The 24,970-nt window shown below is 64.8% G+C and carries 22 protein-coding genes and 1 pseudogene; 8 read left to right on the forward strand and 15 right to left on the reverse strand.

Going from position 1 to position 24,970, the window contains the following annotated elements:
• Positions 1 to 44 precede the first annotated feature (44 nt).
• The 9 genes from miaB to murJ all read right to left on the reverse strand — a co-directional run bounded on the left by miaB (position 45) and on the right by murJ (position 8,428).
• Complete coding sequence (gene miaB, locus IVA82_RS45720) at positions 45 to 1,442, reverse strand: tRNA (N6-isopentenyl adenosine(37)-C2)-methylthiotransferase MiaB (RefSeq protein WP_247384141.1); 1,398 nt, start codon at positions 1,440 to 1,442, stop codon at positions 45 to 47.
• A gap of 189 nt (positions 1,443 to 1,631) precedes the next feature.
• Positions 1,632 to 2,312 (reverse strand): HAD family hydrolase, encoded by a 681-nt coding sequence (locus IVA82_RS45725; RefSeq protein ID WP_247384142.1) that lies wholly within the window; start codon positions 2,310 to 2,312, stop codon positions 1,632 to 1,634.
• Between the two features lie 25 nt (positions 2,313 to 2,337).
• Entirely contained in the window at positions 2,338 to 2,802 is a 465-nt protein-coding gene (locus tag IVA82_RS45730; protein WP_247384143.1) for a Fur family transcriptional regulator, read from the reverse strand.
• A gap of 37 nt (positions 2,803 to 2,839) precedes the next feature.
• Positions 2,840 to 3,325, reverse strand: a complete 486-nt coding sequence (gene rimI, locus IVA82_RS45735; protein WP_247384145.1) for a ribosomal protein S18-alanine N-acetyltransferase — start codon at positions 3,323 to 3,325, stop codon at positions 2,840 to 2,842.
• Positions 3,322 to 4,017, reverse strand: a complete 696-nt coding sequence (tsaB, locus tag IVA82_RS45740; protein ID WP_247384172.1) for a tRNA (adenosine(37)-N6)-threonylcarbamoyltransferase complex dimerization subunit type 1 TsaB — start codon at positions 4,015 to 4,017, stop codon at positions 3,322 to 3,324. Before tsaB ends, rimI begins: the two co-directional genes overlap by 4 nt.
• A gap of 155 nt (positions 4,018 to 4,172) precedes the next feature.
• On the reverse strand, positions 4,173 to 4,742 hold the full coding sequence (locus tag IVA82_RS45745; RefSeq protein WP_247384146.1) for a NifU family protein: 570 nt from the start codon (positions 4,740 to 4,742) through the stop codon (positions 4,173 to 4,175).
• Between the two features lie 283 nt (positions 4,743 to 5,025).
• A complete protein-coding gene (locus IVA82_RS45750) occupies positions 5,026 to 5,520 on the reverse strand; it encodes a universal stress protein (RefSeq protein WP_247384148.1) in 495 nt (164 codons plus the stop codon).
• 97 nt (positions 5,521 to 5,617) lie between these two features.
• Complete coding sequence (gene trpS, locus IVA82_RS45755; RefSeq protein ID WP_247384150.1) at positions 5,618 to 6,670, reverse strand: tryptophan--tRNA ligase; 1,053 nt, start codon at positions 6,668 to 6,670, stop codon at positions 5,618 to 5,620.
• Between the two features lie 222 nt (positions 6,671 to 6,892).
• Positions 6,893 to 8,428, reverse strand: a complete 1,536-nt coding sequence (gene murJ / locus IVA82_RS45760; protein ID WP_247384173.1) for a murein biosynthesis integral membrane protein MurJ — start codon at positions 8,426 to 8,428, stop codon at positions 6,893 to 6,895.
• A gap of 124 nt (positions 8,429 to 8,552) precedes the next feature.
• Here murJ and IVA82_RS45765 point away from each other — a divergent pair, with 124 nt between their 5' ends.
• Positions 8,553 to 9,554 carry an adenosine kinase gene (locus IVA82_RS45765; protein WP_247384152.1) on the forward strand — a complete coding sequence of 334 codons (1,002 nt, stop codon included), beginning with the start codon at positions 8,553 to 8,555 and terminating at the stop codon, positions 9,552 to 9,554.
• A gap of 262 nt (positions 9,555 to 9,816) precedes the next feature.
• Here IVA82_RS45765 and IVA82_RS45770 read toward each other — a convergent pair whose 3' ends face one another.
• A complete protein-coding gene (locus IVA82_RS45770) occupies positions 9,817 to 11,010 on the reverse strand; it encodes a serine hydrolase domain-containing protein (protein ID WP_247384154.1) in 1,194 nt (397 codons plus the stop codon).
• 345 nt (positions 11,011 to 11,355) lie between these two features.
• Between IVA82_RS45770 and IVA82_RS45775 the strand changes: the two genes are divergently transcribed.
• Positions 11,356 to 11,676 carry a hypothetical protein gene (locus tag IVA82_RS45775; protein ID WP_148737057.1) on the forward strand — a complete coding sequence of 107 codons (321 nt, stop codon included), beginning with the start codon at positions 11,356 to 11,358 and terminating at the stop codon, positions 11,674 to 11,676.
• A 109-nt stretch (positions 11,677 to 11,785) separates the two neighbouring features.
• Complete coding sequence (locus IVA82_RS45780; protein ID WP_247384155.1) at positions 11,786 to 13,279, forward strand: NAD-dependent succinate-semialdehyde dehydrogenase; 1,494 nt, start codon at positions 11,786 to 11,788, stop codon at positions 13,277 to 13,279.
• Between the two features lie 191 nt (positions 13,280 to 13,470).
• Here IVA82_RS45780 and IVA82_RS45785 read toward each other — a convergent pair whose 3' ends face one another.
• The 3 genes from IVA82_RS45785 to IVA82_RS45795 all read right to left on the reverse strand — a co-directional run bounded on the left by IVA82_RS45785 (position 13,471) and on the right by IVA82_RS45795 (position 17,830).
• Entirely contained in the window at positions 13,471 to 15,681 is a 2,211-nt protein-coding gene (locus IVA82_RS45785) for a SulP family inorganic anion transporter (RefSeq protein WP_247384156.1), read from the reverse strand.
• Positions 15,682 to 15,920: 239 nt separating this feature from the next.
• Positions 15,921 to 16,835, reverse strand: a complete 915-nt coding sequence (locus IVA82_RS45790) for a phosphoribosylaminoimidazolesuccinocarboxamide synthase (RefSeq protein WP_247384157.1) — start codon at positions 16,833 to 16,835, stop codon at positions 15,921 to 15,923.
• A gap of 77 nt (positions 16,836 to 16,912) precedes the next feature.
• On the reverse strand, positions 16,913 to 17,830 hold the full coding sequence (locus IVA82_RS45795; RefSeq protein ID WP_247384158.1) for a pirin family protein: 918 nt from the start codon (positions 17,828 to 17,830) through the stop codon (positions 16,913 to 16,915).
• 199 nt (positions 17,831 to 18,029) lie between these two features.
• On the opposite strand from IVA82_RS45795, the pseudogene IVA82_RS45800 reads away from it, so the two are divergent.
• Together IVA82_RS45800 and IVA82_RS45805 are read left to right on the forward strand one after the other, a co-directional pair.
• A pseudogene (locus IVA82_RS45800) lies at positions 18,030 to 19,093 on the forward strand (helix-turn-helix domain-containing protein).
• 147 nt (positions 19,094 to 19,240) lie between these two features.
• Positions 19,241 to 20,662: a serine hydrolase gene (locus IVA82_RS45805; RefSeq protein ID WP_247384159.1), complete on the forward strand. Its 1,422-nt coding sequence runs from the start codon at positions 19,241 to 19,243 to the stop codon at positions 20,660 to 20,662.
• A gap of 27 nt (positions 20,663 to 20,689) precedes the next feature.
• On the opposite strand, the gene IVA82_RS45810 is transcribed toward IVA82_RS45805, so the two are convergent.
• Positions 20,690 to 21,565, reverse strand: a complete 876-nt coding sequence (locus IVA82_RS45810) for a LysR family transcriptional regulator (protein ID WP_247384160.1) — start codon at positions 21,563 to 21,565, stop codon at positions 20,690 to 20,692.
• A 134-nt stretch (positions 21,566 to 21,699) separates the two neighbouring features.
• Between IVA82_RS45810 and IVA82_RS45815 the strand changes: the two genes are divergently transcribed.
• Entirely contained in the window at positions 21,700 to 21,900 is a 201-nt protein-coding gene (locus IVA82_RS45815; RefSeq protein WP_247384161.1) for a hypothetical protein, read from the forward strand.
• Between the two features lie 81 nt (positions 21,901 to 21,981).
• Positions 21,982 to 22,101: a DUF1330 domain-containing protein gene (locus tag IVA82_RS45820; RefSeq protein WP_247384162.1), complete on the forward strand. Its 120-nt coding sequence runs from the start codon at positions 21,982 to 21,984 to the stop codon at positions 22,099 to 22,101.
• An 80-nt stretch (positions 22,102 to 22,181) separates the two neighbouring features.
• Here IVA82_RS45820 and IVA82_RS45825 read toward each other — a convergent pair whose 3' ends face one another.
• Positions 22,182 to 23,555, reverse strand: coding sequence for an MmgE/PrpD family protein (locus IVA82_RS45825; RefSeq protein ID WP_247384163.1), 1,374 nt, complete (start codon positions 23,553 to 23,555; stop codon positions 22,182 to 22,184).
• 122 nt (positions 23,556 to 23,677) lie between these two features.
• Between IVA82_RS45825 and IVA82_RS45830 the strand changes: the two genes are divergently transcribed.
• Complete coding sequence (locus IVA82_RS45830) at positions 23,678 to 24,793, forward strand: FUSC family protein (RefSeq protein WP_247384165.1); 1,116 nt, start codon at positions 23,678 to 23,680, stop codon at positions 24,791 to 24,793.
• Positions 24,794 to 24,970: the final 177 nt, after the last annotated feature.

The raw sequence follows: 24,970 nt of genomic DNA on the forward strand, positions 1-24,970 counted from the left end.
TGGGAGCGAAGGAAGGCGAATCCGATGCGCTTTTTGGCAAGGGTTCAGGCTCCAGTGGCGATGGGTGATAAAGCGGGCTCACGCGCAGTGCGTGGCGTCACGAGCTCACCGAGGAAACTGTAGCGTTCGAGGCTGTCGATCCGGACCGGCAGGATTTTTCCGATGATATCGGGCGGCGCCATCACATGGGCAGGCTGCAGGAAGGCGGTTCGGCCGACGATCTGGCCGTCCTTGCGTGCCGGGCGCTCGAACAGCACGTCGACGGTTGTGCCAATCGCGGCCTTGTTGAAGGCCGATTGCTGGCTGTCGATCAGTTCCTGGAGCCGCTCCAATCGCTGGTCCATCTCGGCGGGGGACACCGTCTCCTGCATGTCCGCGGCCGGCGTTCCCGGCCGGGCGGAGTATTTGAACGAATAAGCCGCAGCGTAGCCGATTTGCGTGACAAGTGCGAGGGTCGCGAGAAAATCTTGCTCGCTCTCGCCGGGGAAGCCGACGATAAAATCTGATGAAAAAGCAATGTCTTGGCGTGCGGCCCGGAAACGGTCGATGACGCGCCGATAATTATCGGCGGTATGTTTCCGGTTCATGGCCGCCAGAATCCGGTCCGAGCCCGACTGCACCGGCAGGTGCACGAACGGCATCAGCGCCTCGAGGTCGCGGTGGGCCGCAATCAAGCTGTCGTCGACGTCGCAAGGATGGCTGGTCGAATAGCGCAGCCGCGCGATGCCGGGAATCCGTGCCAGGCGCTCGAGCAATTTGCCAAGCGGCCAGCTTTTTCCGTCGAGTCCGTTGCCGTGATAGGCGTTGACGTTCTGCCCGATCAGCGTCAGCTCGCGCACGCCGTTGTCGGCAAGCCGCGTCGCGTCGTCGATGATCTTCGTCACGGGACGCGAGACTTCGGCGCCGCGCGTGTACGGCACGACGCAGAAGGTGCAGAACTTGTCGCAGCCTTCCTGCACCGTGACGAAGGCGGAAATGCCGCGTGCCCGGATCGCCTCGGGCCTTGGCTGGGCGAGGAAGCCGAACTTGTCGGCGGCCGGAAACTCGGTCTCGATCGCACGGCCTTCATTGGCGGCGCGCTTCAGCAGCTCCGGCAGATGATGGTAGCTCTGCGGGCCGACCACGACGTCGACGACGGGGGCGCGGCGCACGATCTCTTCGCCCTCGGCCTGCGCCACGCAGCCCGCGACCGCGATCTGCATCGCGCGGCCCCCGCGTGCGGCCTCGTCCTTGGCGGCGCGCAGCCGGCCGAGCTCGGAATAGACCTTTTCGGATGCCTTCTCGCGAATGTGGCAGGTGTTGAGGATGACGAGGTCGGCGTCCTCGGCGCTGGCCGTCTCCACGAATCCTTCCGGGGCCAGCGTGTCCACCATGCGCTGGGCATCGTAGACGTTCATCTGGCAGCCATATGATTTGATGTGCAGCTTGCGCGGCGGGGTCATGGAACCCGAAATTGAGGTGGAGAACAGCCCTCAGATATAGGCTGGAGCGGCGAAAATCCAGCGAATGGACCCCGAAGGGGCTTTTCCGGGCGCTCGCGCAGCGAGCTCAGCCGGAATCTCGACCCAAAAGCCCTGGATTCCGGCCTTCGCGGGTGCTGCGTGCCCTGGAACGACGGTGGTCGGGCGGAATCACTCCGCCAAAGCGTCCGCCTCGACGCGCCGGACCAATTCCGGCAATTGCCGCATGTCGTCGAAGGTCAGGTCTGCCCCGGCTTGGCGCAGCGTTTCGGCATAGCCGTCGCCGCAATGGCTGCCGCCGTGGAAGCCGAACACGGTCATGCCGGCCGCCAGGGCGCCGGCACTTCCCGCCAGGCTGTCCTCGATCACGACACAGCGCTCAGGCGGCACGCCCATTTCAGAGGCCGCGAACAGGAACAGGTCCGGTGCCGGCTTGCCGTTTGGCACCTGCACCGCGGAAAAAATGTTCGGCGAGAACCTGTCGTACAAACCAACGCGATTGAGGCTGGCGCTTATCTTCTCCGGCGGACCGCTCGAAGCGACACAGATCGGCACAGCGATCTGGGCCAGCGTGTCGCTGATGTGGGGTGTGGCTTCCAGCAAAGTCGCGAATGCTTGGAAAATCTCCGTGTAGACTTGCGCGTGGAAATCCTCCGGCAGACGGCGGCCCAATTCCGCTTCGACTTCGCGGGTCGCCTGGCGCATCGATCGTCCGAGGAAGCGCTCGAACACCTGCTCCGACGTGATCGGATAGCCGTGCCGGGTCAGCACATCCGCGTGCGCGCGGCAGGAGATTACCTCGCTGTCGACCAGCACGCCGTCGCAATCGAAGATGATGAGATCGACGGGCACTAGCGCATGATCCGTAAAAACGCGATCAAGGCGTCGGTTTGTCGTCGTCGAGCGGCACGCAATAGAGCTCGAGGCGATGGTCGACCAGCTTGTAGCCGAGCCTGCGTGCGATTTCCGACTGCAGCTTCTCGATCTCTTCCGAGGTGAACTCGATCACCTTGCCGTCGCGCAGATTGATGAGGTGATCGTGATGGCTGTCGCGCATCTGCTCGTAGCGGGCGCGGCCTTCGCGGAAATCGTGGCGTTCGATGATGCCGGCATCCTCGAACAGCTTTACGGTGCGATAGACCGTCGAGATCGAGATCTTGTCGTCGACGGCGACACAGCGCCGGTACAATTCCTCGACGTCGGGATGATCGACCGCCTCAGCTAGCACGCGGGCGATGACACGCCGCTGCTCGGTCATGCGCATGCCGGTGGCGGCACAGCGCGCCTCGATGCCGGCCGCGGTCGATGTGGGTGCTGCGGAGGAAGGTTTCAGTGCGGTCATAATTGTCTGCCTGAGGGGGCGCTTTGTGCCAACAATGTTACGACAAGTCACGTCGCATCAGAAGTGCGTTCAATTGTTCCCCGTTCGGCTGCTTATAGTAGCGTTCGCGGCGCCCGACCACCATGAATCCGGCCCGGTCATAAAGCCGTCGCGCCGGCTGGTTGTTTTCCTCGACTTCCAGAAATATCGTGCGCACGCCGCGCCCTGCAAGGTGGCCGAGATGGGTCATCAGCAGCGTGCGGGAGAGGCCGCGACCGCGAAGGGCCCGATCGACGGCGATGGAGAGGATTTCCGCTTCATCCGCGCCGATTCGCGACACTGCAAAGCCGACCGTCTTGCGACCCAGACGCAGGCGATGGATGAGCGTGTTGCGCTCACTGAGCATGGCCTCGAACTCGCCCTCGCCCCAGCCCCGCGCAAAGGATTCACCGTGAAGCTGGGCCAGCCGCGCGGCGTCGCCCGCAGCCGCTGGCTCGACGGCGGCAGTGCCGCCGCGCCACCATTGCGACAGCCATGTCATCATGAGGTCGCGGCTTGCGCTGCGAGTAGCGGCTGTACTGCCGGCTTTGCATCGGGCGCGCGCAAATAGAACGGTCGCGCCGGCGTTGTTTCGGGATCGGCGGCCGCGCCGAGCCAGGCCACCCAGCCGATGTCGGGCGCGGCTTGCGCATCGACCGCAACCGGTTGCGGTGCGTCCTTCGGCCAGCGCTCGGCGAGGATCTTTGCGGCATTGCCGACCAGATGCGGCGCGCCGAATTGCGAGGCCGCAATCGCCTCGTCGACGCTGGCGACTTTCGGCCGCACCAGCTGGCTGCCGTCGCCGGCGACGATCTGGAAATAGACGTGATCGTGCCGCGCATCGATCGCCGAGATCACGGGCGCCGTTCCGCTCTGGCCGATGATGGCGGCGGCATAGGCCGACAGTGTCGTCAGCCCGACGGCCGGCCGCTTGGCCGCAAGCGCAAGGCCGCGTGCCGCCGAAATGCCGACGCGCAAGCCGGTGAAACTGCCAGGGCCGACGGTGACGGCGATGCGGTCGAGCGAGGTGAAGGCGAGATTGGCTGATCGCATGACGCGCGCGATCATCGGCATCAGCGCCTCGGCGTGGCCGCGCTTCATCAGAAGCTGCTCCCGCGCAAGGAGTTCGCCTGCCTCGGTGTCGAGCACGGCGGCCGCGCATGCTTCGAGCGCAGTATCGATGGCAAGGATCAGCATGGCGGCAAGCATATCATTAGCGATCGGATGATGCCCAATGTTCTTGCCGTCATGGCCGGGCTTGACCCAGCCATCCACGGTTTTGCCGCCCAAAATGTGAATGCCCGGGACAAGCCCGGGCATGACGGTGTTCAACTCGATCGTCGAACGCGCAATCACATCGGCCGGACTTCGACCACATCCGGCACGAAGTGCTTCAACAGGTTCTGGATGCCGTGCTGGAGCGTCGCGGTCGATGACGGGCAGCCGGAGCAGGCGCCCTTCATGTTGAGATAGACGATGCCGTCCTTGAAGCCGCGGAAGGTGATGTCGCCGCCGTCATTGGCGACCGCCGGCCGCACCCGGGTCTCGATCAAATCCTTGATCATGTCGACCGTCTCGGCGTCCGCCTCGTCGAAGAACTCGTCCGCGTCGTCGAGCTCGCTATCGCTTGGCGCCGCGCCGTCGGCGAGCAGCGGCGCGCCGGACATGTAGTGCTCCATGATGGCGCCGAGAATCGCGGGCTTGAGCTGCTGCCATTCACCGCCCGCCTTGGTCACGGTGATGAAGTCGGAGCCATAGAACACGCCGGTGATGCCGGGCACCTCGAACAGCTTTTCGGCGAGCGGCGAGCGGGTGGCGGCTTCACGGCTCGAAAACTCCATCGGGCCGCCGTCGGTCACGACGCGGCCGGGAATGAACTTGAGCGTGGCGGGATTGGGGGTGGCTTCGGTCTGAATGAACATGGCTTTCTCCGGACGTCGCCGGTTCAAGGCCGGCGCGTAGGCTATCCACTAGCAGATGGCGACGGGGAACGCACGGTCAAGGGCATGGGGGACAGTTCGGCAGAAGTTTCATAGGCTTATGTCACTACTTCACCCTCCCCTGGAGGGGGAGGGTCGGCGCGAAGCGCCGGGGTGGGGTGATCTCTCCACACGGGCGCTGTTCGATGCGGAGAGACCGTCACCCCGCCCCGCTCGCGCTGCGCGCGATCGACCCTCCTCCTCCAGGGGAGGGTAAGAGCGACTTCTACGACAGCGAATCCACGCTTTGGTCGCTCAGGGCGCCGGAAATGATCGTCACGGGAACGGGGAACGTGCCGAGCGCATGTGCGAGCAGTGTGACCAGTGGCCCCGGGCCTTCGGCGCCGGGATTGGCGGCCAGCACCAGCATGGCGATTTCGGGATCCTGGTCGATCACCGCGAGCAGCTGTTCCATCGGCGCGCCTTCGCGGATGACCCGTTCCGGGGTGATCGCGGCGATGCCGTTGGCGCGGCCGGTGGCGCGGTCGAGCGCGGCATTGGCCTCTTCATGTGCTTCGGCGCGCATGATGTCGGCGACCCCCAGCCATTGCTGGTTTTGGTCCTCGATCTCGATGATGCGCAGCATAACCACGCCGCCGCCGGCTCGGATCGCCCAGCGGCTGGCGTAATAGACCGCGCGATCCCATTCGGCAGTGTCGTCAACGATGACAAGGCATTTGGGCTTGTGATCCGGCTCGAAGCACTGTCGCTTGCTGGTCATGCATGTCCCGGCGTGTGCACCGCCGGCATGCTGCCACACTCCCTCACGCTTTGGGAGAGGGGAGGTCGGCCGGCGCCGTGGCGCGCGAACGCAACAATCAGCGCGGGCGGATGAAACCGACGATGTCCTTGGAGAGCTTCATGGTCTCGTCGGCGATGGTGCGGGCCCGATCGGCGCCGTCGTTCAGGATCGCGTCGATATGGCCGGGGTCGGCGACGAGGCGCTTCATCTCGCCGGCGATCGGCGAAAGCTTGGTGACGCACAGCTCCACCAACGCGTTCTTGAAGCTGGAGAACTGGCCGCCGCCGAAATCGCGCAGCACCTCGGCTTTCGAGCGGCCGGAGAGCGCGGCGAAAATGCCGACGAGATTGTCGGCCTCGGGACGCGCTTCCAGACCCTTTTCTTCGGTCGGCAGCGGTTCCGGATCGGTCTTCGCCTTGCGCACCTTCTGCGCGATGGTGTCGGCGTCGTCGGTTAAATTGATGCGTGAATTGTCCGACGCATCCGACTTCGACATTTTCTTGGTGCCGTCGCGCAGGCTCATCACGCGCGTCGCGGGTCCCGTGATCAAGGGCTCCGGCAGCGGGAAGAACAGGCCGTCATTGGCGCCGTGGCTGCGGATCGAGTCACCGAAATCATTGTTGAACTTCTGCGCGATGTCGCGCGAGAGTTCGAGATGCTGCTTCTGGTCCTCGCCCACCGGCACGTGGGTCGCGCGATAGAGCAGGATGTCGGCCGCCATCAGCACCGGATAGTCGTACAGCCCGACCGAAGCGTTCTCGCGATCCTTGCCGGCCTTCTCCTTGAACTGCGTCATGCGGTTCAGCCAGCCCATGCGGGCGACGCAGTTAAAGATCCAGGCGAGCTCGGCATGACCCGAGACCTGGCTCTGGTTGAAGACGATGTGCTTGTTCGGATCGATGCCGCTTGCGATGAAAGCCGCGGTCACCTCGCGGGTGTTGCGCGCGAGCTCGGCCGGTCCGCCCCAGACGTCCAGCCCTTGCGTGATCGCATGCATGTCGACGACGCAATAGATGCAGCTGTGGGTCTCCTGCATCTTCACGAAGTTGACGATCGCGCCGAGATAATTGCCGAGATGCAGATTGCCGGTCGGCTGGACGCCCGAAAAGACCCGTTCAACGAATGGCATGTTAAGCTTTCCTGGCAAGCTTTCCTGGAGGTAATCGGCCGTCGTTTCCAACAGCGGCGGAGCGTCGTCAAGTGTAATTCCACCTCTCCCATAGGGAGAGGTCGCGCCGAAGGCGCGGGTGAGGGATTAGGCTCCAACGAGAGACCGGGTCCCCTCACCCGATTTGCTGTGCAAATCGACCTCTCCCGATGGGAGAGGTGAAGGGGCCGTCGACGAGCTCCTCTAGTGAGCCGGACGTTTCAGCGCGCTGATCGCCTCACGCCAGGACGCGACGCCGAGGATTTGCAGCAGCAGGCCGTAGACGCCGATTCCCGCGGCAATCTGCACGCCCAGCGCAACGAAGCGGATGATGCCATGGGCCGCGGCAGGCACGAAGCCCGCGGTCAGCCAGAGCAGGGCGCCCATGAGGGCTGCCGCGAGCACGATCCGCGGCAGCCGCTTTTGGGCCGCCGCGTCGACCGAGAAGCCGAACTCGGTGGTGCCTCTCCGCAGCAGGGCGAGGGCGCTGCTCCAGGCGCCCGCTGCGATGCTCGCGGCGATCCCGGTTGAGCCGAAAAATTGGCCGAGCAGCACCGCGAGCGCGACCGCGACCGCAAACCCCTTGGCGGTTGAAAGCAGCGGCGTCATCGTATCGCTGCGGGCATAGAAGGCCGGCGACAGCGCCTTGATCAGCACATGAGCCGGCAGCCCCAGCGCCAGCCACATCAGGGCGTGCGCGGTGGCGGCGCTGTCAGCGGCGCCGAAGGCGCCATGCTCGAACAACAGCCGCACGATCGGCTCGGCCAGCACCATCAGGCCGAGCGTTGCGGGCAGCGCAAGCCCGGCCGCTAGTTCCAGCGCACGCGATTCCGCATGCGCCACCGCGCTGCGGTCGCAGCTAGCCACCGCGCGCGTCAGCTCCGGCACCAGAACGGTGCCCATGGCGACACCGACGATGCCGAGCGGCAGCTCGATCAGGCGGTTGGCGAAATAGAGCCAGGAGACCGCCGACGGCGTGGCGGAGGCGATGATCGCGCCGGCGACCATCAGCCATTGCGGGCCCGAGCTCGCGATCATGCCTGGGATAGCCTTGGCGAAGAAGCCGCGCATCTCCTTGTCGAAATTTGCGCGCAGCGGTGTCGCAAGATGTGCGCTCCGCTGCGACAGCAGCATCAGGAGTTGCAGCAGGCCGGCAACGCCGACGGTGGTGGCCAGCATCCATGCTGCGAAGACAGCGTCGGCGTGGCCGAGCAACAGCGCCGCGATCGCGACGATCAGCGCGATGTTGAACAGCAGCGGCGAGAACGCCGTGAGCGCAAAGCGCCCCTGCGCGTTGAGCAGTCCCATCAGTACGGTGACCGGACCGGCGAATGCGAGATAGGGCAGCATCAGCCGCGCGTTCTGGACGGCGAGATCGAGCGTCGTGCTGCCGAGAAAGCCGGGCGCAATGACCGTGATGATCAGCGGCATCAGGAGCGCAATGACGATCGAGATTCCGATCAGGGCCGCACTGACCGTGCCGAGCACGCGTCCTGCGAACGCCGCTGCGGCCTTGTCGCCATCGCGCTCGCGGATGCGCAGCCAGGCCGGAATCAGCGCCGCGTTCAGCGCGCCCTCGCTGAGCAGCCGCCGCACCACGTTGACGAGCTGAAACGCCGCCAGAAAAGCATCCGCCACAGCGCCGGTGCCCAGCAATGCGGCAATCATGGAATCGCGCGCAAAACCCAGTAGCCGCGAGGCCAGTGTTCCCGTAGATACCGTCAGGAAGGAGCGGATCATCTGGCGTAATAATACCGTTGCTTGCTCGGGCACGGCCGGTCGTGATAGGCCGCGGGCTACATTTTCAGGCCGACAGGAAGCGGATTTTCCGCGAGATCGCAATCGGGCAACGGGAACAAAGTGAATGGCTGACGTGAAATATGACGTTCTCGGCATCGGCAATGCGCTGTTCGACGTGCTGGTCCGGACCGACGAGGCCTTTCTCGCCCGGCACGGCATGACCAAGGGCAGCATGTCCCTGATCGACGAGGCCCGCGCCGCCGCCATCTACAAGGACATGGGCCCGGCGACCGAAGTCTCGGGCGGCTCGGCTGCCAACACCATCGTCGGCATTGGGAGCCTTGGTGCCCGTGCGGCCTATGTCGGCAAGGTCAAGGACGACCAGATCGGCAAGCTCTATATGCATGACATCCGCGCTGCCGGCGTCGCCTTCAACACGCCCGCCGCCAAGGACGGCGCCGCCACCGGCTGCTCCTACATCCTGGTCACCGCGGACGGCGAGCGGACCATGAACACCTATCTCGGCGCCGCGCAGGATTTGTCGCCCGCCGACATCGATCCGGCCGAAATCGCAAGCGCCGGCATCGTCTATCTCGAGGGCTATCTCTGGGACCCCAAGAACGCCAAGGACGCTTTCGTCAAGGCCGCCAAGATCGCCCATGACGCCAAGCGCAAGGTGGCGCTGACGCTGTCGGATTCGTTCTGCGTCGATCGCTACCGCGACGAGTTTCTGGCGCTGATGCGCAACGGCACCGTCGACATCGTCTTCGCCAACGAATCCGAGCTGCACTCGCTCTACACGACCTCCGACTTCGACACCGCGCTGAAGCAGCTGCGCAACGATGTCAATCTCGGCGTGGTCACGCGCAGCGAGAAGGGCTGCATGGTGGTGTCGCCGGAAGACGCCGTTGCCGCGCCCGCGTTCCCCATTGCCCAGCTGGTCGACACCACTGGCGCCGGCGACCTCTTCGCCGCCGGCTTCCTGTTCGGCCTCGCACGTAACCTTGCGTACAAGCAGTGCGGTGAGCTCGGTGCGCTTGCCGCGGCCGAAGTGATCCAGCACATCGGCGCCAGGCCGCAGGTGTCGCTGAAGGAGCTCGCCGAGCAGCGCGGGCTGACGGGGTAAGGCGAGCAGCCTCCGCGCATTCCGTCATTGCGAGCGAAGCGAAGCAATCCAGAGTCTTTCCGCAGAGACAGACTGGATTGCTTCGCTTCGCTCGCAATGACGAGCTTGTGGCACGTGCTCTCCACACTCTCCGCCGTCATCGCCCGCGAAGGCGGGCAATTCCAGAGACGGCGGTGCGATACGGAGAAGCCGCGGCGTACTGGATTCCCCGCTTTCGCGGGGAATGACAGTTTTCGTGTGGTGAGAGCGCCGCGCTACTTCCTCACGCCGCCTTCTGCCCACTCCCCGCATCGAGCCCGGCATAAATCCCGCGCTCAAATCCCGCGAACGTCTCCAAGCACTTGGCGTCGACGAATGGCAACACCTGCATCAGGATCACGCCGGAAACATCGCGCGCCGGATCGATCCAGAAATAGGTGTTGGCGAGACCAGCCCAGGCGAGACTGCCGGCGCTGCGGCCTTCCGCCGTCTTGGCGGTGTTGATCAGGAAGGAGAGCCCCCACTTCTTCACGATGTCGGGAAAGAGATCGACGTCGTTCGTGTATATGGGTGCCACCGTCGTCATCTTGCCAATGGTGAGATCGCCGATGTGGTTCTGACCCATCAGAGCGACCGTCTCGGGCTTCAGCACCTGGTTGCCGTTGCCGCGGCCTTTGTTCAGGATCATCTGGGTGAACTTGATGTAGTCGCCGGCAGTGCCGTAAAGGCCGCCGCCGCCCATATGGAATTCCGGACTCTGTTCGATCTCGAACGGGATCGGCGCCAGCGATCCATCCTCGCCGCGTGCATGCGTGGCGACCAGCCGCTGGCGCATGTTGTCGGTGATCTTGAAGCCGGTATCGTTCATGCCCAGCGGCGTGAACATGTGGTCGCGCAGATAAGCGTCGAGCCGCTTGCCACTCACGGCTTCCACCGCCTTGCCGACGAAGTCGATGTTGATGCCATATTCCCAGCGGGTGCCGGGATCAGACATGATCGGCGTCTTCAGCGCGACGTTCTGGCAAGAGAAGATGTTCGGGGTTCCGGTCTTCTCCAGATATTGCGCGCAGTCGCCGTTCCACACGTTGTAGGCAAAACCGGCGGTGTGGGTCATGAGCTGGCGCAGCGTGATCGGCCCCTTCGCCGGCCGCAGCTTCGGCTCGCCCTTGGCATCGAAGCCTTCGAGCACCTGTGGCTTGGCGAGATCGGGCAGCACTGATCCGATCGGCGCATCGAGCGACAGCTTGCCTTGTTCGACCAGTTGCATCGCGCCTGCGGTCGTCACCGCCTTCGTCATCGATGCGATCCAGAACACGCTGTCTGTGGTCATCGCATCGTGCTTGGACAAGTCACGCTTGCCGAATGCACCCTGATACAGCACTTCGCTGCCGCTGGCGGCAATCGCCACGACGCCGGGAATCTCTTTTGCGTCGCTCTTCTTGCGCAGGACGTCGTCGATCTCTGCTTGGCTTTGCATGCGCGTTTCCTCCGGTTTGATTATTGTTTGAAGTGATCGATTGTCCTCCCGCATCCGCCGCGCGGCAAGCACATCCACCTATCTGCGTCGGTCGCGATGTCGTGACTTGACGGTCGGTGCCTGACGCAGGACGACAAGGCGGCTGAACTGCACCACCTCCTCACAATCTGTGGTGGATGGCCGCACTTCGCGGTGACCCGGGATGGGCCGAGGCGATATGTTTCGAGAGTTTTCGAGCACTTGAAACATTTTGTGCGTTGCGGCGTTCAGCGCCCGGGCCAATCGCGCGGCCGCCGTTAAGACTTGATGCAAATTTGGCGGTCATCGGCCGCGAGGGGACCTTTGATGATTTCGACCTGGAGCGAATGGAAGCGCTATCCCCGTCCCGGACGGGGCGAGAATCTCGAGGCGCCGATCTCGCCCGGCATTTACGAAGTCCGCATCGCCGGCACCGGCGCACTCTATTCCTTCGGCGCCGTCGACAATCTGGCGCAGGCCCTGGCGCTGCTTCCGGTCGGTTCAAAATCCTGGTTCGGCCGCCGCGACACGTCCGATGCGCCCGATCTCGAATACCGCACCTGCGCGACCTCCTCGAAGGCCGGCGCCAAGGCGGCCGCCGAGCGCATGATCGGACGGCGCGAGACCTATATGAGCGGCGCGGCCTGAGGCCGCGGCTGCCAATTTCGTCATAGGCAGATGCGCGTTGCGGGACGGTGCATTGCGCGCCGCTCGTCCCTATATTCCGGCCGATCCGATCGTCCTAGGGAGCAACGCCATGACCCCGACTGCCGCCGCACGTGCTCAGCACACCACCGCCGCCCTGCGCGACCGGTTGAAGGACCCCTCGCTGCTGAAGGAGGCCTGCTACATTGATGGCGCCTGGGTCGGTTCGCCGACGTTTGCCGTGAACAATCCGGCGACCGGCGTCGAGCTCGCAAAGGTGCCGCAGCTCTCGGCCGATGATGCCACCAGGGCCGTGGAAGCCGCCGAGCGTGCGTTCCCGGCTTGGGCCAAGCACACCGCCAAGCAGCGCTCAAACATTCTGCGTAAATGGTTCGAGCTGATCATCGCCAACCGCGAGGACCTGGCGCTGATCCTCACCTCCGAGCAGGGTAAGCCGCTGAGCGAAGCGCTTGGCGAGGTCGACATCGGCGGCGCCTATGTCGAATTCTTCGCCGAAGAAGCGCGCCGCGTCTATGGCGAGACCATCCCGACCCAGCGCCCCGATGCGCGTCTGCTCGCGATCAAGCAGCCGATCGGCGTCTGCGGCGCGATCACGCCGTGGAATTTCCCGAACTCGATGATCACGCGCAAAGTCTCGCCGGCGCTTGCGGCCGGCTGCACCGTGGTGCTCAAGCCCGCCAACGAAACGCCGCTGTCGGCGCTGGCGCTTGCGGTGCTGGCGGAGAAGGCCGGCGTGCCCAAGGGCGTGTTCAACATCATCACCGGCGATGCGCCGCCGATCGGCAAGGTGCTGTGCGAGCATCCGGCGGTGCGCTTCGTCGGCTTCACCGGCTCGACCGCCGTCGGCAAGATTCTGTACCAGCAGGCCTCCGTCGGCGTGAAGCGGCTCGGCCTCGAGCTCGGCGGCAACGCGCCGTTCGTGGTGTTCGACGACGCCGACATCGATGCGGCAGTCGAAGGCGCGATCGTCTCGAAGTACCGCAACATGGGCCAGACCTGCGTCTGCGCCAATCGCCTCTACGCCCAGGACAAGATCTACGACGAGTTCGTGCAGAAGCTGTCGAAGAAAGTTGCCACGATGAAGATCGGCGACGGCACCGAGAGCGGCATCACGCAGGGGCCGCTGATCAACATGAAAGCGGTCGACAAGGTCGAGCGCCACATCGCGGATGCCGTGAAGCGCGGCGCCAAGATCGTCACCGGCGGCAAGCGCAGCGAGCTCGGGCGCTCCTTCTTCGAGCCGACCGTGCTCGCCGACGTCAAGCCGGACTCGCTGGTCGCGCAGGAGGAAACGTTCGGTCCGCTCGCCCCGGTGATCCGCTTCAAGGATGAAGCCGACGTCATCGCCATGTGCAACGCCTCGCCATTCGGGCTCGCCTCTTACTTCTACGCCCGCGATCTCGGCCGCGTCTGGCGCGTCGCCGAAGCGCTGGAATCCGGCATGGTCGGCGTCAACACCGGCCTGATCACCACCGAAGTCGCGCCCTTCGGCGGCGTCAAGGAAAGCGGCCTGGGGCGCGAAGGCTCGCATCACGGCATGGAAGAATATGTCGAGATCAAATACGTGATGATGGCGGGGGTGTAGGCCCCCGCTATTGCGTGCGTGCTGTTCCTTGGTCGTCCTGGCGAAAGCCAGGACCCATTACCCCAAGGAGAAGTTGTAGCGCGAGTGGCCAACCACGCGTCTTTGTAAGAACTCTGGCCGGTGATTATGGGTCCTGGCTTTCGCCAGGACGACATCGGAGTTTGGGGCGCGGTGTTTCCGCCAAGGCGGTGCTACCGCCGCAGCACCGAGATCGTCCGATTCGCAAATGTCAGCCGCTCGGCCATCACCGAGACGAAATAGGTCAGCAGCTTGTGGCTGAGCGCGGGATCCTCGCTCTTGATCGCGTCGAACTGGTGCGTGTTCAGCACATAGAGCACGCTGTCGACCTCGGCCTGGATGGTGGCGCTGCGCGGGGTCTGTGACACCAGTCCCATCTCGCCGATCGTAGTGTAGCGGCCGAGGCTGCGCACGCGGGTGGTGCGGTCGTCGTCGGCCGGGATCATGATGCCGACGCGGCCGTCGAGGATGAAGTGCATGGAATCGGCGGGATCGCCGGCCTGCACGATGACCTCGCCGGCCTCGACCTCGAGGCGCTGGCAGCAGCGAATCAGCGCGTCGGCGTCGTCCTCGCTGTCGAGCATCCCCGTGAACCAGTCGCGCAGGCTCGCCTCCTCCTGCGCCAGCTCCTGGTGCTGCGCGATGAGCTCGTTCTCGCACCACTCCAGCGCATGATCGAGCTCGGGAACGACGGCAACGCCTTCGCCGATGAAATCGCTGGAGCGCAGCACCTTCTCGGCCGCGGCCGACAGGTGCACCAGGATCAGCTCGACGCCGAGGTCACCTGCGCTGCGTTTGATCTGGGCGAAACTGTAGGCGGCCGAAGAATCGACGCCGGTGACGAGCTTGAAGTCGAACAGCAGATAGTGGCACTCCGGGCGTTGCTGGAGCAGCAGCTTGACGTGCTGGTAGAGCCGGTTGGCGGAGCCGAAGAACAGATAGCTCTGCAGATTCAGGCCCTGGATCTTGCCACCATGGGCCAGCAGCACCTGCTGGTCATCGCGCGAGCGGTCGAGCGAGGAGCGATATTCGGAACCGTCGAAGCTGTATTTGATCGATTCGACCCGCGCCGCACTGAACGCGAAGGTCGCGCAGCCGATGACGACACCGATCAGGATGCCCGGCACGAAGCCCCAGGCGACGATGATCGCGATGATGGCGACCAGCGACAGATATTCGAGCTTCGAGAGCCTCTTGCGCGACTCGATCAGCCATTTGTGCAGCTGGTCGGCGCCGAGATAGAGCAGCAGGCCGCCGAGCACGAATTTCGGCATGAAGCCGAGCAGCTCCGGCGCAACCGCGAGCATCAGCAGCGACATGGCAGCAACCGTGAGGCCGGACAGGCGCCCGCGGCCGCCGCTGGAGAAATTGAGGATCGAGCGGCTGACGGAGACACAGCCGGCATAGCCGGCGAGGGCGCCAGTCAGGATGTTGGCGACACCCGTGACGTTCAGCTCGCGCTCCAGATTGGCCTCGCGATGCACGGCGACTTCGATCCCGGTAGTGTTGAACAGCGTGCTGGAGGCCGCGACGAAGATGACGGCGACCAAATTGCCGAGCAGGTCCGGTACTGCTGACCAGGGATAACGGGCGAGGTCCTCGGTGTGCCAGGGCAGCATGAATGTCGCCGGCGGCGGGGGCCGGAAGGTCCAGCCCATGGCACGCGCCTGCTCCGGCGAAATCCCTGCGATCCAGAACGCCAGATGTGCCGTGAGCATGCCGCCGATCAGGATAATCGGCAATCCAAACGGGCTGCGCGAGCGGTGCCAGGTCAGATACAGCACCAGCGCCATCGCGCAGGCGGCGCCCAGTTCCGAAAGCGTGATGCCGTTGGTGAAGTGCGACAGCGTGGCAAACTGCAGAGGATGATCGGTAATCACCCGGATCGCGCCCATGACGATCAAAAGCCCGGTGGCGCCGAGGAAGCCACCGATCACCGGATAAGGCACGTAGCGGATGGCGCGGCCCATCCGCGTCAGTCCCAATCCGCACAGCACAATTCCGGTCAGCACGGTCGACAGGCCAAGCGTGATCAGGACGGGCGGGAGCAGGGATAAATGAGCCGCTTCGATGCGTTCGACCAGCGAAGCGGCCAAAATGCCCGTCACCGCCGCGGTCGAGCTGTCGGGGCCGGCGACTGCGAAGGGCAGGGAGCTTCCCAGCCCGATGACGGCCGCGAGCACCGCGGAGCTGATGAAGGTCGCGGCAATGCCGTAGGACAGATAAGGCGACAGCGGGCCGGCGAAGATCAGCAGCGCGTAGGACAGCCCGAAGGTGACGGTCAGGACGCTGGCGGCCCCTCCGCCCAAAATATCATTCAGCGCGCGCTTGAGCGACGGACTGGCTCCGGTGACCGGACCGAAGCCAATTGCTGGATCTGTCACGTCCTGGCACTCGCTCATGAAAATTCCCGTCCGAGACGTAGACGACTGCGAGCCTAGTGCAACAGGATTCTTTGAAAGGTGAAGTTGCCGACAGTTTCGGGGCGACCTCGGCAGCGATTTAGGGTGCCGACCTCCCCACGTCATTGCGAGCGCAGCGAAGCAATCCAGAATCCCGCCGCGGAGACAGTCTGGATTGCTTCGCTGCGCTCGCAATGACGGAGCGAGGCGAAAGGGCGAAGCTAAATCTTCAGTTCGCTCCCGGTCACCCGGCGATACGCTTCCAGATACCTCTTGCTGGTCGCCTCCACCACGCTTGCGGGCAAGGGCGGCGGCGGGGCGTCGCCGTTCCAGCGGCCGGCGCGGCGCTCGACGTCGAGATAGTCGCGCAGCGGTTGCTTGTCGAAGCTGGCCTGTGGCTGGCCGGGTTTGTAGGCGTCGACCGCCCAGAACCGCGAGGAGTCCGGCGTCATCACCTCGTCGATCAGGATGATGCGTCCGTCCTTGTCGCGGCCGAATTCGAACTTGGTGTCCGCGATGATGATACCCTGCTCGCGCGCCAGCTCCTCGCCCAGCGTGTAGATCGCGCGCGTCATGCTTTCGAGCGTATAGGCCGTCTCGTCGCCGACGACCTCGCGCATCCGCGCGATGGTGATGTTCTCGTCATGGCCGGTCTCGGCCTTGGTCGCCGGACTGAAGATCGCCGGATCGAGCTTCTCGCTCTCGACCAGTCCGGCTTTCAACCTCTCGCCCGCAAGCGTGCCGCTTGCCGCATATTCCTTCCAGGCCGAACCGGAGAGATAGCCGCGGATCACACATTCTATCGGAAACACGGTGGTGCGGCGGCAGAGCATGGCGCGGCCGAGAATCTCGGAACGATGCGGCTTCAAGGCCGGCACGGCTGCGATGATCGCGTCGGCGTCGGCGCTGATCATGTGATGCGGCACCACGCCTTCGAGCTCACCAAACCAGAACGCGCTCACTTGCGTCAGCACCGCGCCCTTCATCGGGATGGTCTCGCCCATCACGACGTCGAACGCGCTGATGCGGTCGGTGGTGACGAGCAGCAGGCGGTCGTCGTCGACGGCGTAGATGTCGCGGACCTTGCCGCGCCCGATCTTGGGCAGGGGCAGGTCACTGGAGAGCATGGTGATCATCGGAAAAACTTTCGCAGGCAGGCTTTCGCGCAGAAAATCCAGCCGCGCCGGACAGCGCGACCGGAAACCGGATTAGCCTATTCCGGCAGCGGAATGAACTCATGTTCCTGCGGAACCGCGGCAAAGCGGCCGGTTTTCCAGTCCTGCTTGGCCTGCTCGATCCGCTCCTTGCTGGAGGAGACGAAATTCCACCAGATGTGGCGCGGCCCTTCCAGCGCATCGCCGCCGAGAAACATCATCCGCGTGGCCTTCAGCGCCTTTACGGTGATGCGGTCGCCGGGCCGGAAGATCAATAGCCGGGGCCCCTCGTAGCGCTCGCCCGCGATCTCGACCTCGCCGTCGACGACGTAGATGGCGCGCTCCTCGTGATCAGGATCGAGCGGCACGCTTGCGCCCGCAACGGCCGTCACCTCGGTGTAGAACCAAGGCGACACCATCGAGACCGGCGAGGCGATGCCGAAGGCGGAGCCCGCGATCACTCGCGCGGTGAAATCGCGCTCCGAGATCATCGGCAAATCGCCCGCGCCGTAATGCTGGAACGACGGCGCGATCTCTTCCGATCCGGCCGGCAGCGCGATCCAGCTCTGCAGCCCCAGCATCTTCTGGCCCGAGGCGCGCTGCGCATCCGGCGTGCGCTCGGAATGGGCGATGCCGCGGCCGGCCGTCATCAGATTCATCGCGCCGGGCTGGATCTCCCGGACGTTGCCCTCGCTGTCGCGATGCATGATCGCGCCGTCAAACAGATAGGTGACGGTGGCAAGCCCGATATGCGGATGCGGCCGCACGTCCATGCCCTTGCCGGCGATGAACTGAACCGGGCCGAAATGGTCGAAGAAGATAAAGGGACCGACCATCTGCCGCTTGCCATGCGGCAGCGCGCGCCGCACTTGAAATCCGTCGCCGAGATCGCGGGTGCGCGGCACGATGACGAGGTCGAGCGCATCGCAGGACATGGGATCGCCGAGCACCGGATCGTTGGAGGGCTGCCAGCTCATGATGGACTCCTTTTGGCTTTCTTGGCTCGATCCTAGCAGGATTTGGCATCGCCGTCGCGGCGAAGCCCGGACGGGACGCCGCGGGTGGCAACAGCTCCACATGCTCCGCCGTCATCGCTCGGTTCGGATCGTCCTTGAAAATGCCGCTGCAACAGGGGATGTTCGGCTTCTCTTACGCAGGCCGTGCGCAAAATCCGATATGACCCTCGCCGCCCTCGAACTCGCGTTCCGCTCTGCCGCCGTCGCGCTGCTGCTGGTGCTGGCTGCCTCACTGCTCTCGGATTTCCGCAACGTGCTGGCGGCCCGGCTCGGCGCCGCGTTCGCGCTGGGGTCGGCCGCGCATGCGGCGAGCTATTCGGTCGGCGTGTCGTCTCTGGTCCCGGCCTGGCATGCGCCGCTGATCGCGCTGTCGACCGGCAACATCGTGGTGTTCTGGCTGTTCACGCGCGCGCTGTTTGACGACGAGTTTCGCCTGCGCTGGTGGCACGGATCGATCTGGGCGCTGGTGACGGCCCTCAGCTTCGTCGGGTGCCTCTGGATCGCACCGGGCGGGAACGTCCGTTTCTCCGTCACGATGGTCAATCTGATCGTGCTCGGCTTCATCGCGCTCGCGGTCGTGCAGACGATCGCCTCGTGGTCGGCCGATCTGGTCGAGCGCCGCCGTCGTGTTCGCGTCTTCATCGTCTGCGCCGCTGCGCTCTATGGCGGGTTGAACGCGGTCCTCCAGATCTTTGTTGCCGGCAGCGATGTCGGCGATTTCGCCAACACGATCAATGCCGGCGTGCTTGCCTGCATCGTCGCGGCGATCGCTTACGCCATGCTGCGTGTCGACGGCACCGACCTGTTTCCAGTCGCCGCGGAGACCGCGCCGGCGATCGTTTTCAGCCAGCCTGCGGCAGACGATACTGCCGACCAAAAACTGATCGATGCCTTGATGCGCTTGACGGCGGACGAGCGGATCTATCGCCACGAGGACCTCACCATCGGTGTGCTGGCGGGCCGGCTGAAAATTCCGGAATACCGGCTGCGCCGGCTGATCAACCAGCGGCTCGGCTACCGCAACTTCAACGTTTTCCTGAACAACCACCGCATCGAGGAGGCCAAGGCTGCGCTGGCCGATCCCGCGCAGGCCGAGGTGCCCGTCATCACCATCGCGATGGATGCCGGCTTCCAGTCGCTCGGCCCCTTCAACCGCGCCTTCAAGACGCGGTCACCGGCGTGACGCCGACGGAGTATCGGCGGCTCAACGCGAATGCAGTCTGATCTCTAGTCGGCTGGAATTATTGGATAATTTTGGAATCGGCAAGTCTCTGCACAGCTTCGGCGAGGCCGTTTTCCAAATCCGGCGAGCAGATCTCTCGCACATCCCGCTTCCTCTTCGCCGCACCTTGCCCAAGCCGGAGAAAGCCCGTGACCCGCCGCCGCAAGATCGTCCTCCTCACCACCGCCATCGCCTGTGCTGGTCTCGCGCTCGGCGCGGCGCGCGCCCGCGACGTGCCGAAGGTCGCTACCGGTTTCGTCGCCGACATCCTCCGCGCCGAGACGTTCGTCTCAAACCTCGATCCCCGGCGCAATTTCAGCGAGACCACCGATGCGATGCCCGGCACCAGCCTGATCGCCTGGGCGATGGACTACCAAGTCGATCGCGCGCGCAAGGACATCACCGTGACGTTGTTCGGCATCGGCCGCAGCCATGCCGTCTATCGCGAGGGGCTCGGCTGCACGCTCGATCATGGCGCGGCGCTTGCCGACGTCACGGCGCCCGCGGATGACAGGCACCCCGCGGTCCTGCCTGAGATCGCCGGCCCGTCGATCGTGTCGCCTCAAACTCCGCAACTGACCGCCGCACTCGACCGCGCCTTCACTGAACCCGCGCAGCCGCCCTACCGGCACACCCGCGCCGTCGTCGTCATGAAGTCCGGCCGCGTCATCGCGGAGCGCTATACGGACGGCATTGGACCGGAGACGCCGCTGCTCGGCTTCTCCATGACGAAATCGGTGACCTCGGCGCTGATCGGCGTGCTGGTGCGCCAAGGCAAGCTGAAGCTCGATGGGCCCGCGCCGGTCGCCGCCTGGAAGGACCCGGATGACCCGCGGCATGCCATCACCGTCGATCAGCTGCTGCGTCATACCGCTGGCCTTGCCCTCGGAAGCTCGTTGCAGGCTTCGCTCGGCTCCGCCTTCGAACCGGCCAATCGCATGAAGTTCATGGAAGGCGATATGGCCGCCTATGCCGAAAGCATGCCGCTCGAGACCGCGTGGGGCGCCGCGTGGAACTATCACGACTGCAACATCCTGATTCTCTCGCATCTGATCCGCAACGCGACCGGTGGCAATCCCGCCGACGTGCTTGCCTTCGCGCGCCGCGAACTTTTCGCGCCGCTCGGCATGCGCCACGTCACGCTCCAGCTTGACGGTGCCGGCACAGTGGAGGGATCGAGCGAGATGCTGGCCTCCGCGCGCGACTGGGCGCGTTTCGGCCAGCTCTATCTCAATGACGGCATGGCCGGCGGCAAGCGCATCTTGCCGGTGGGATGGGTGAGCTACTCGGCTTCGCCGACGCCAAACGCGTGGGTCGGCATCGGCGCCGGCTTCTGGACCAACCAGGGCGACAGCTTTGGCGCAAACTACCGCATCGAGCACGGCTGGCCGCGCGATACGTTCTTCGCCAAGGGTACGATCGGGCAATACGTGATTCCGTCGGAGCGCCTGGTGATCGTCCGCATGGGCCGCTCGCCAAACTGGCCGCTGCAAGCGGATGGCGTATTCGATCTCGTACGCGATGTGGTCGCAGCAACGCGCAGCCGCGCAAGGCTTGCGGAAAGCGATTGACGGGGCGGCCGCCCTCGAATGCTGAAATCAGGCCCTGCCGCGGTTGGGTGTCGACTGCGACAGAATTTGGCGCAGCGCCTGAATATTGGGAGAATCCGCTCCTTTGCGCCAGATCAGCACGGTCTCGGCGCGGTTTTCGCCCGCCGGCAAGCGATGCACCGTCAGCCGTTTGCTCTCCGGAAATGTCGTCAGCACGCTCCGCGGCAAGAGTGCGATACCCATGCCGGCCACCACGCAGCCCAGTATCGCGTGATACGAGCCGAGCTCGACGGTGCGCTCGGGCATTTGACCGTGCCTGGCGTACCAATCCTCCAGCCGCTTGCGATGCGGGCAACCGTGCTCAAAGGCGAGAATGGTTTTCGGAAAGCCGCCCCTGTTGCCCGGTCGTGGACGGCCGGCGGCCGACACGATGACCGGCTCCTCCTCGAATGCAAAGACCTTGTCGAAGGCGGCATCCGCAATGGGCTCGGCGACCAGCGCCGCGTCGAGCTCGCCGGCAAGAATGGCGGAGCCCAGCACATTGGGATTGCCGGTGCGAAGCTCCAGCGTCACCTCGGGATGCAAGCAACTGTACTCGTGCATGGCCTTCGGCAGCCTGACCGCGGCAGTGCTCTCCATGGCACCAATGCGGAACAGACCGCGCGGCCGGGGATCGCGGATCGAGGCCTGCGCTTCGTCGGCGAGCGCGAGAAGTCGGTCGGCGTAACCGAGCAGCAATTGCCCGGCGGGCGCGAGGTGAAGCCGCTTGCCCTCGCGGAGGAACAGCTTGACGTCGAGCTCCTCCTCAAGCTGGCGGATTCGCGTCGTGACATTGGATTGCACGCGATTCAGCCGCTGCGCCGCGCGGGTGATGCCGCCCTCGCGCACGACGGCGGTGAAGATACGGAGGTCGGACAGATCCATTTCAGCAGGTCCCGATCATCATCTCGATGAGAGATCAATAATATCACTATTATTCATTTTATGGGATGATGTCGCCGACATAAACAACCCTCCATTCGAATCGCTCGCCAGTCCGCAGCATGGAGGAATTCGCGATGTCGTACCCCAATTGCACCGTTTGGAAGACACTGACGCCGGTGCAGAAGGGCGCGACGATGCAGCAGCTCATCCGGCAGGCGCATGCGGCGCGCAGCCGCGCCATATCCAAGGTGATTGTGGGCTGGGTGCGCTACATCGGCCGTCAGCGGCCATCGCTTTGCGACCGACGCGGCGATCCGGTCAGGGACCGGCCTTAGCCTCGCGGATCGAAAATATTGTGAAGTCGAACAAGGAGCAGATCATGACGAAAGCCTATTGGATCGTGCGCGTGTCGGTGCATGATCAGAAGCCCTATCCCGAACCGCGGCGGTGCCTATGATGTCATGGATGGCCAGGCGCGTGACCGCAACGTGGTCATCGAGTTCAAGGACCGCGCGACCGCGCGCGCCTGCTTATGAAAGCTCCGAATATCAGGCGGCGAAGGCGATCCGGCAAAGTCCGACGCCGATCTGATCATTATCGAGGGCACGGCCTAGTCCTATTGCCGTCCCAACAGCGTAGCCTTCGCGACGCGATCGAACCGCTCCAGCGACATGATCGCATCCGCGAACTGCTCGGCCCGCGCATTCAGCACGGGCCGCGCCAAGGTCAAAAACTTCTGTTGCATCGCTTGCGCATCCGGAAAGGAGGTCGGCTCGCCGGATGGATCGGCGTAGAGGCGCTCGTGCACGCCATCGTCGGTGGTGGTGATGCTGACGCGGGCGCCGAACGGATGGGTGCGGCCGATCTCGAGCCGGTCGTCCTGCACCACGTCGAACTTGTCGGCGAGCGCGTCGATCGCGGCATCGCCGAGGCGGCGATAGTCGTCCCAGCCGAAGCTGCCCTGGTCGAGCGCGAGCGCGCCGGTGAAGAACATCGAGAACTGGCCGCCGACGATCGAGGTGGGATGGCGCTTGGTCGCGGCATCGCCAGTCAGCGTGATGCCGTTGCGATGCAGGCCGATCTCGACGCGCTTGACCTGGTCGGGCGTCAGATTGTGCTCGCGTCGCATCGCGATCAGCGCATCGATCGCCGCGTGGGTGTAGCGGCAGCTCGGATACGGCTTGACGCCGATTTTCATCGTCTCATAGCTCGTGCCGAGCCCGGCGACGGCTTTGTCCGGATGCGCGTCATCGGTATAGCCGGCGAGCAGGCCGTGCTTGCCTTCGACCGAACCCGTCGCGCCGACGAAATCGTTGCGCGCCAACGTCGCGGCGATCACGCCGTTCATCGCGGCAGCGCCGACCTGGTAGCGCTTGTTCCAGGCGCCGTTGACCAGAAATTGCAGCGAGCCGGCGGCCTGGCTGCCGGCGACGCCGAAGGCGGCGATGATCTGCGTCTCGGAGAGGCCGAACAGCTTGGCCGCCGCCGCCGCCGCGCCATAGGTGCCAGCGGTCGCGGTCGGATGGAAGCCGCGGGCATAATGTGAGGTCGGGTCGAGCGCATTGCCGAGCCGGCAGCAGACCTCATAGCCGGCGACGATCGCTGTCAGCACGTCGCGGCCGGAGGCGCCGACCATCTCGCCGATCGCGAAGGCGGCGGGAACGACCGGCGCGCTCGGATGCAGCGAGGAATCGGCATGCGTATCGTCGAAGTCGAGGGAGTGGCCGAGCGCGCCGTTGAGCAGCGCCGCGACCGCCGGGGTCCAGGTCTTAGCATCGCCGAACACGGTGGCCTCGCCCTTGGTGTCGAGCGCCAGCGCCTCCAGCATTTTGAGCAGCGACGGGGTGGATTCCGCCTCGCGCCTCGCCCGGATCGCGCTGCCGAGGAAATCCAGCGTCAGCACCTTGGCGCGATCCAGCACCTCCGGCGGAATATCCTGGTATTTCAGGCTGGCGACATAGGCGGCGAGCGTTGCGGTTTCGTGGGCCATCGTGTTTCCTCGTTTTGGCGCGCAAGTTAGGCGGGCTGATTTGGCCTTTCAAGCAGCCTTGCGGCCGCGGGCATCAGCTATGCTGCCGGCATGGACGGGACCGGCGACCGGGACATTTGGTGATGACACTCGCAAGACAGCTGTTCGACCGGATCCGGTCGCGGCGAACGCAGCTGGGACTGGCGATCCGGGTCACGGTGGCGGCGACCGCGGCCTACGCAATTGCCACCGCGCTGCATCTGTTGCTGCCGCTGTGGGCGGTGCTGACCTCGCTGATCGTGACCCAGATGAGTGTCGGGCGCTCGCTGAAGGCGACGCGCGATTACATGCTCGGCACCATCGGCGGCGCCATCTATGGCGGAGCCATTGCGATCCTGATTCCGTATTCAAGCGAGATCGGGTTGCTGGGCCTGCTGGTGCTGTCGGTCGCCCCGCTCGCCTTCATCGCCGCCATCAATCCGAGCCTCAGCGCTGCCACCGTGACCGCCGTGATCGTGCTGCTGGTTCCGACCATGCATCATTCCGATCCCATGACCTCGGCGATCGACCGCGTCAGCGAGGTCGGGGTCGGCGCTATCACGGGATTGCTGGTCTCCTTCGTGGTGCTGCCCTCGCGCGCGGTGCGGCAGATCCGCGCCAGCGCGGCAAAACTGCTCGAGCTGATCGCGGAGGCCTTTACCGAACTGCTCGCAGGCCTCACCCGCGGCCGCGACAACGACGCGCTGCACCGGATCCAGGACGGCATCGGCACCGCGATGGTGGGCATGAATGCCATCGGTGCCGAGGCCGAACGCGAGCGCGCTGCGCGTCTGTCGAGCGGCCCCGACACCGGCCCGCTGCTGCGAACGATTTTGCGGCTGCGCCATGATGTCGTGATGATCGGCCGCGCCACCGTGGTGCCGCTGCCGGCCGACGTGCAGATCAGGCTCGCCGCGCCACTTTCGGAGGTCAGCGCGGCGATAGCACGCTTTCTGAAGTCCGCGGCGGAGGCGTTGCGGGTTGGCGCCGGCGCTCCGCCGATTCATCCCGTGCACGTCGCGCTCCAGCATTACGCCGAGGCAGTCGCTGCCGTGCGCCAGGACGGCCTGATCCGCGGCCAGCCCAGCGATACCGCGGAGCGCTTCTTCGCCATCGGCTTCTCGCTGGAGCAGATGCACCAGAATCTCTGCGATCTCGATCGCGTCGTCGGCGAATGGTCGGAAGCTGCCGCAGACAAGCCGGCGCGGGTTACCGACTAGCTACTTTCCGGCGCAAAAATCGCGGTTCTGATGGGCGCGGTCAACCATGCAGACAATAAGAAGCCCCGGCGGGGGGCGGCGGGGCGATGTGAGGCCAAGATTGCGCTGGAAGTGGACTACCTTTGGAGTGACTGCTGTTCCATCACGCGACCGATGCTGATGAGGTTGTCGCCGAAA

Source organism: Bradyrhizobium sp. 142 (assembly GCF_023074015.1).
Classification (GTDB): Bacteria; Pseudomonadota; Alphaproteobacteria; order Rhizobiales; family Xanthobacteraceae; genus Bradyrhizobium.

Bases quoted from the DNA above. Each gene is read 5' to 3' on its own strand.
- IVA82_RS45730 (WP_247384143.1), bottom strand. From the start codon at position 2,802: ATGACCGCACTGAAACCTTCCTCCGCAGCACCCACATCGACCGCGGCC.
- IVA82_RS45820 (WP_247384162.1), top strand. From the start codon at position 21,982: ATGATCAGAAGCCCTATCCCGAACCGCGGCGGTGCCTATGATGTCATG.
- IVA82_RS45745 (WP_247384146.1), bottom strand. From the start codon at position 4,742: ATGTTCATTCAGACCGAAGCCACCCCCAATCCCGCCACGCTCAAGTTC.
- IVA82_RS45825 (WP_247384163.1), bottom strand. From the start codon at position 23,555: ATGGCCCACGAAACCGCAACGCTCGCCGCCTATGTCGCCAGCCTGAAA.
- IVA82_RS45780 (WP_247384155.1), top strand. From the start codon at position 11,786: ATGACCCCGACTGCCGCCGCACGTGCTCAGCACACCACCGCCGCCCTG.
- trpS (WP_247384150.1), bottom strand. From the start codon at position 6,670: ATGCCATTCGTTGAACGGGTCTTTTCGGGCGTCCAGCCGACCGGCAAT.
- IVA82_RS45830 (WP_247384165.1), top strand. From the start codon at position 23,678: ATGACACTCGCAAGACAGCTGTTCGACCGGATCCGGTCGCGGCGAACG.
- IVA82_RS45775 (WP_148737057.1), top strand. From the start codon at position 11,356: ATGATTTCGACCTGGAGCGAATGGAAGCGCTATCCCCGTCCCGGACGG.
- miaB (WP_247384141.1), bottom strand. From the start codon at position 1,442: ATGACCCCGCCGCGCAAGCTGCACATCAAATCATATGGCTGCCAGATG.
- IVA82_RS45750 (WP_247384148.1), bottom strand. From the start codon at position 5,520: ATGACCAGCAAGCGACAGTGCTTCGAGCCGGATCACAAGCCCAAATGC.
- IVA82_RS45810 (WP_247384160.1), bottom strand. From the start codon at position 21,565: ATGGATCTGTCCGACCTCCGTATCTTCACCGCCGTCGTGCGCGAGGGC.
- tsaB (WP_247384172.1), bottom strand. From the start codon at position 4,017: ATGCTGATCCTTGCCATCGATACTGCGCTCGAAGCATGCGCGGCCGCC.
- IVA82_RS45795 (WP_247384158.1), bottom strand. From the start codon at position 17,830: ATGAGCTGGCAGCCCTCCAACGATCCGGTGCTCGGCGATCCCATGTCC.
- rimI (WP_247384145.1), bottom strand. From the start codon at position 3,325: ATGATGACATGGCTGTCGCAATGGTGGCGCGGCGGCACTGCCGCCGTC.
- IVA82_RS45770 (WP_247384154.1), bottom strand. From the start codon at position 11,010: ATGCAAAGCCAAGCAGAGATCGACGACGTCCTGCGCAAGAAGAGCGAC.
- IVA82_RS45815 (WP_247384161.1), top strand. From the start codon at position 21,700: ATGTCGTACCCCAATTGCACCGTTTGGAAGACACTGACGCCGGTGCAG.
- IVA82_RS45765 (WP_247384152.1), top strand. From the start codon at position 8,553: ATGGCTGACGTGAAATATGACGTTCTCGGCATCGGCAATGCGCTGTTC.
- murJ (WP_247384173.1), bottom strand. From the start codon at position 8,428: ATGATCCGCTCCTTCCTGACGGTATCTACGGGAACACTGGCCTCGCGG.
- IVA82_RS45790 (WP_247384157.1), bottom strand. From the start codon at position 16,835: ATGATCACCATGCTCTCCAGTGACCTGCCCCTGCCCAAGATCGGGCGC.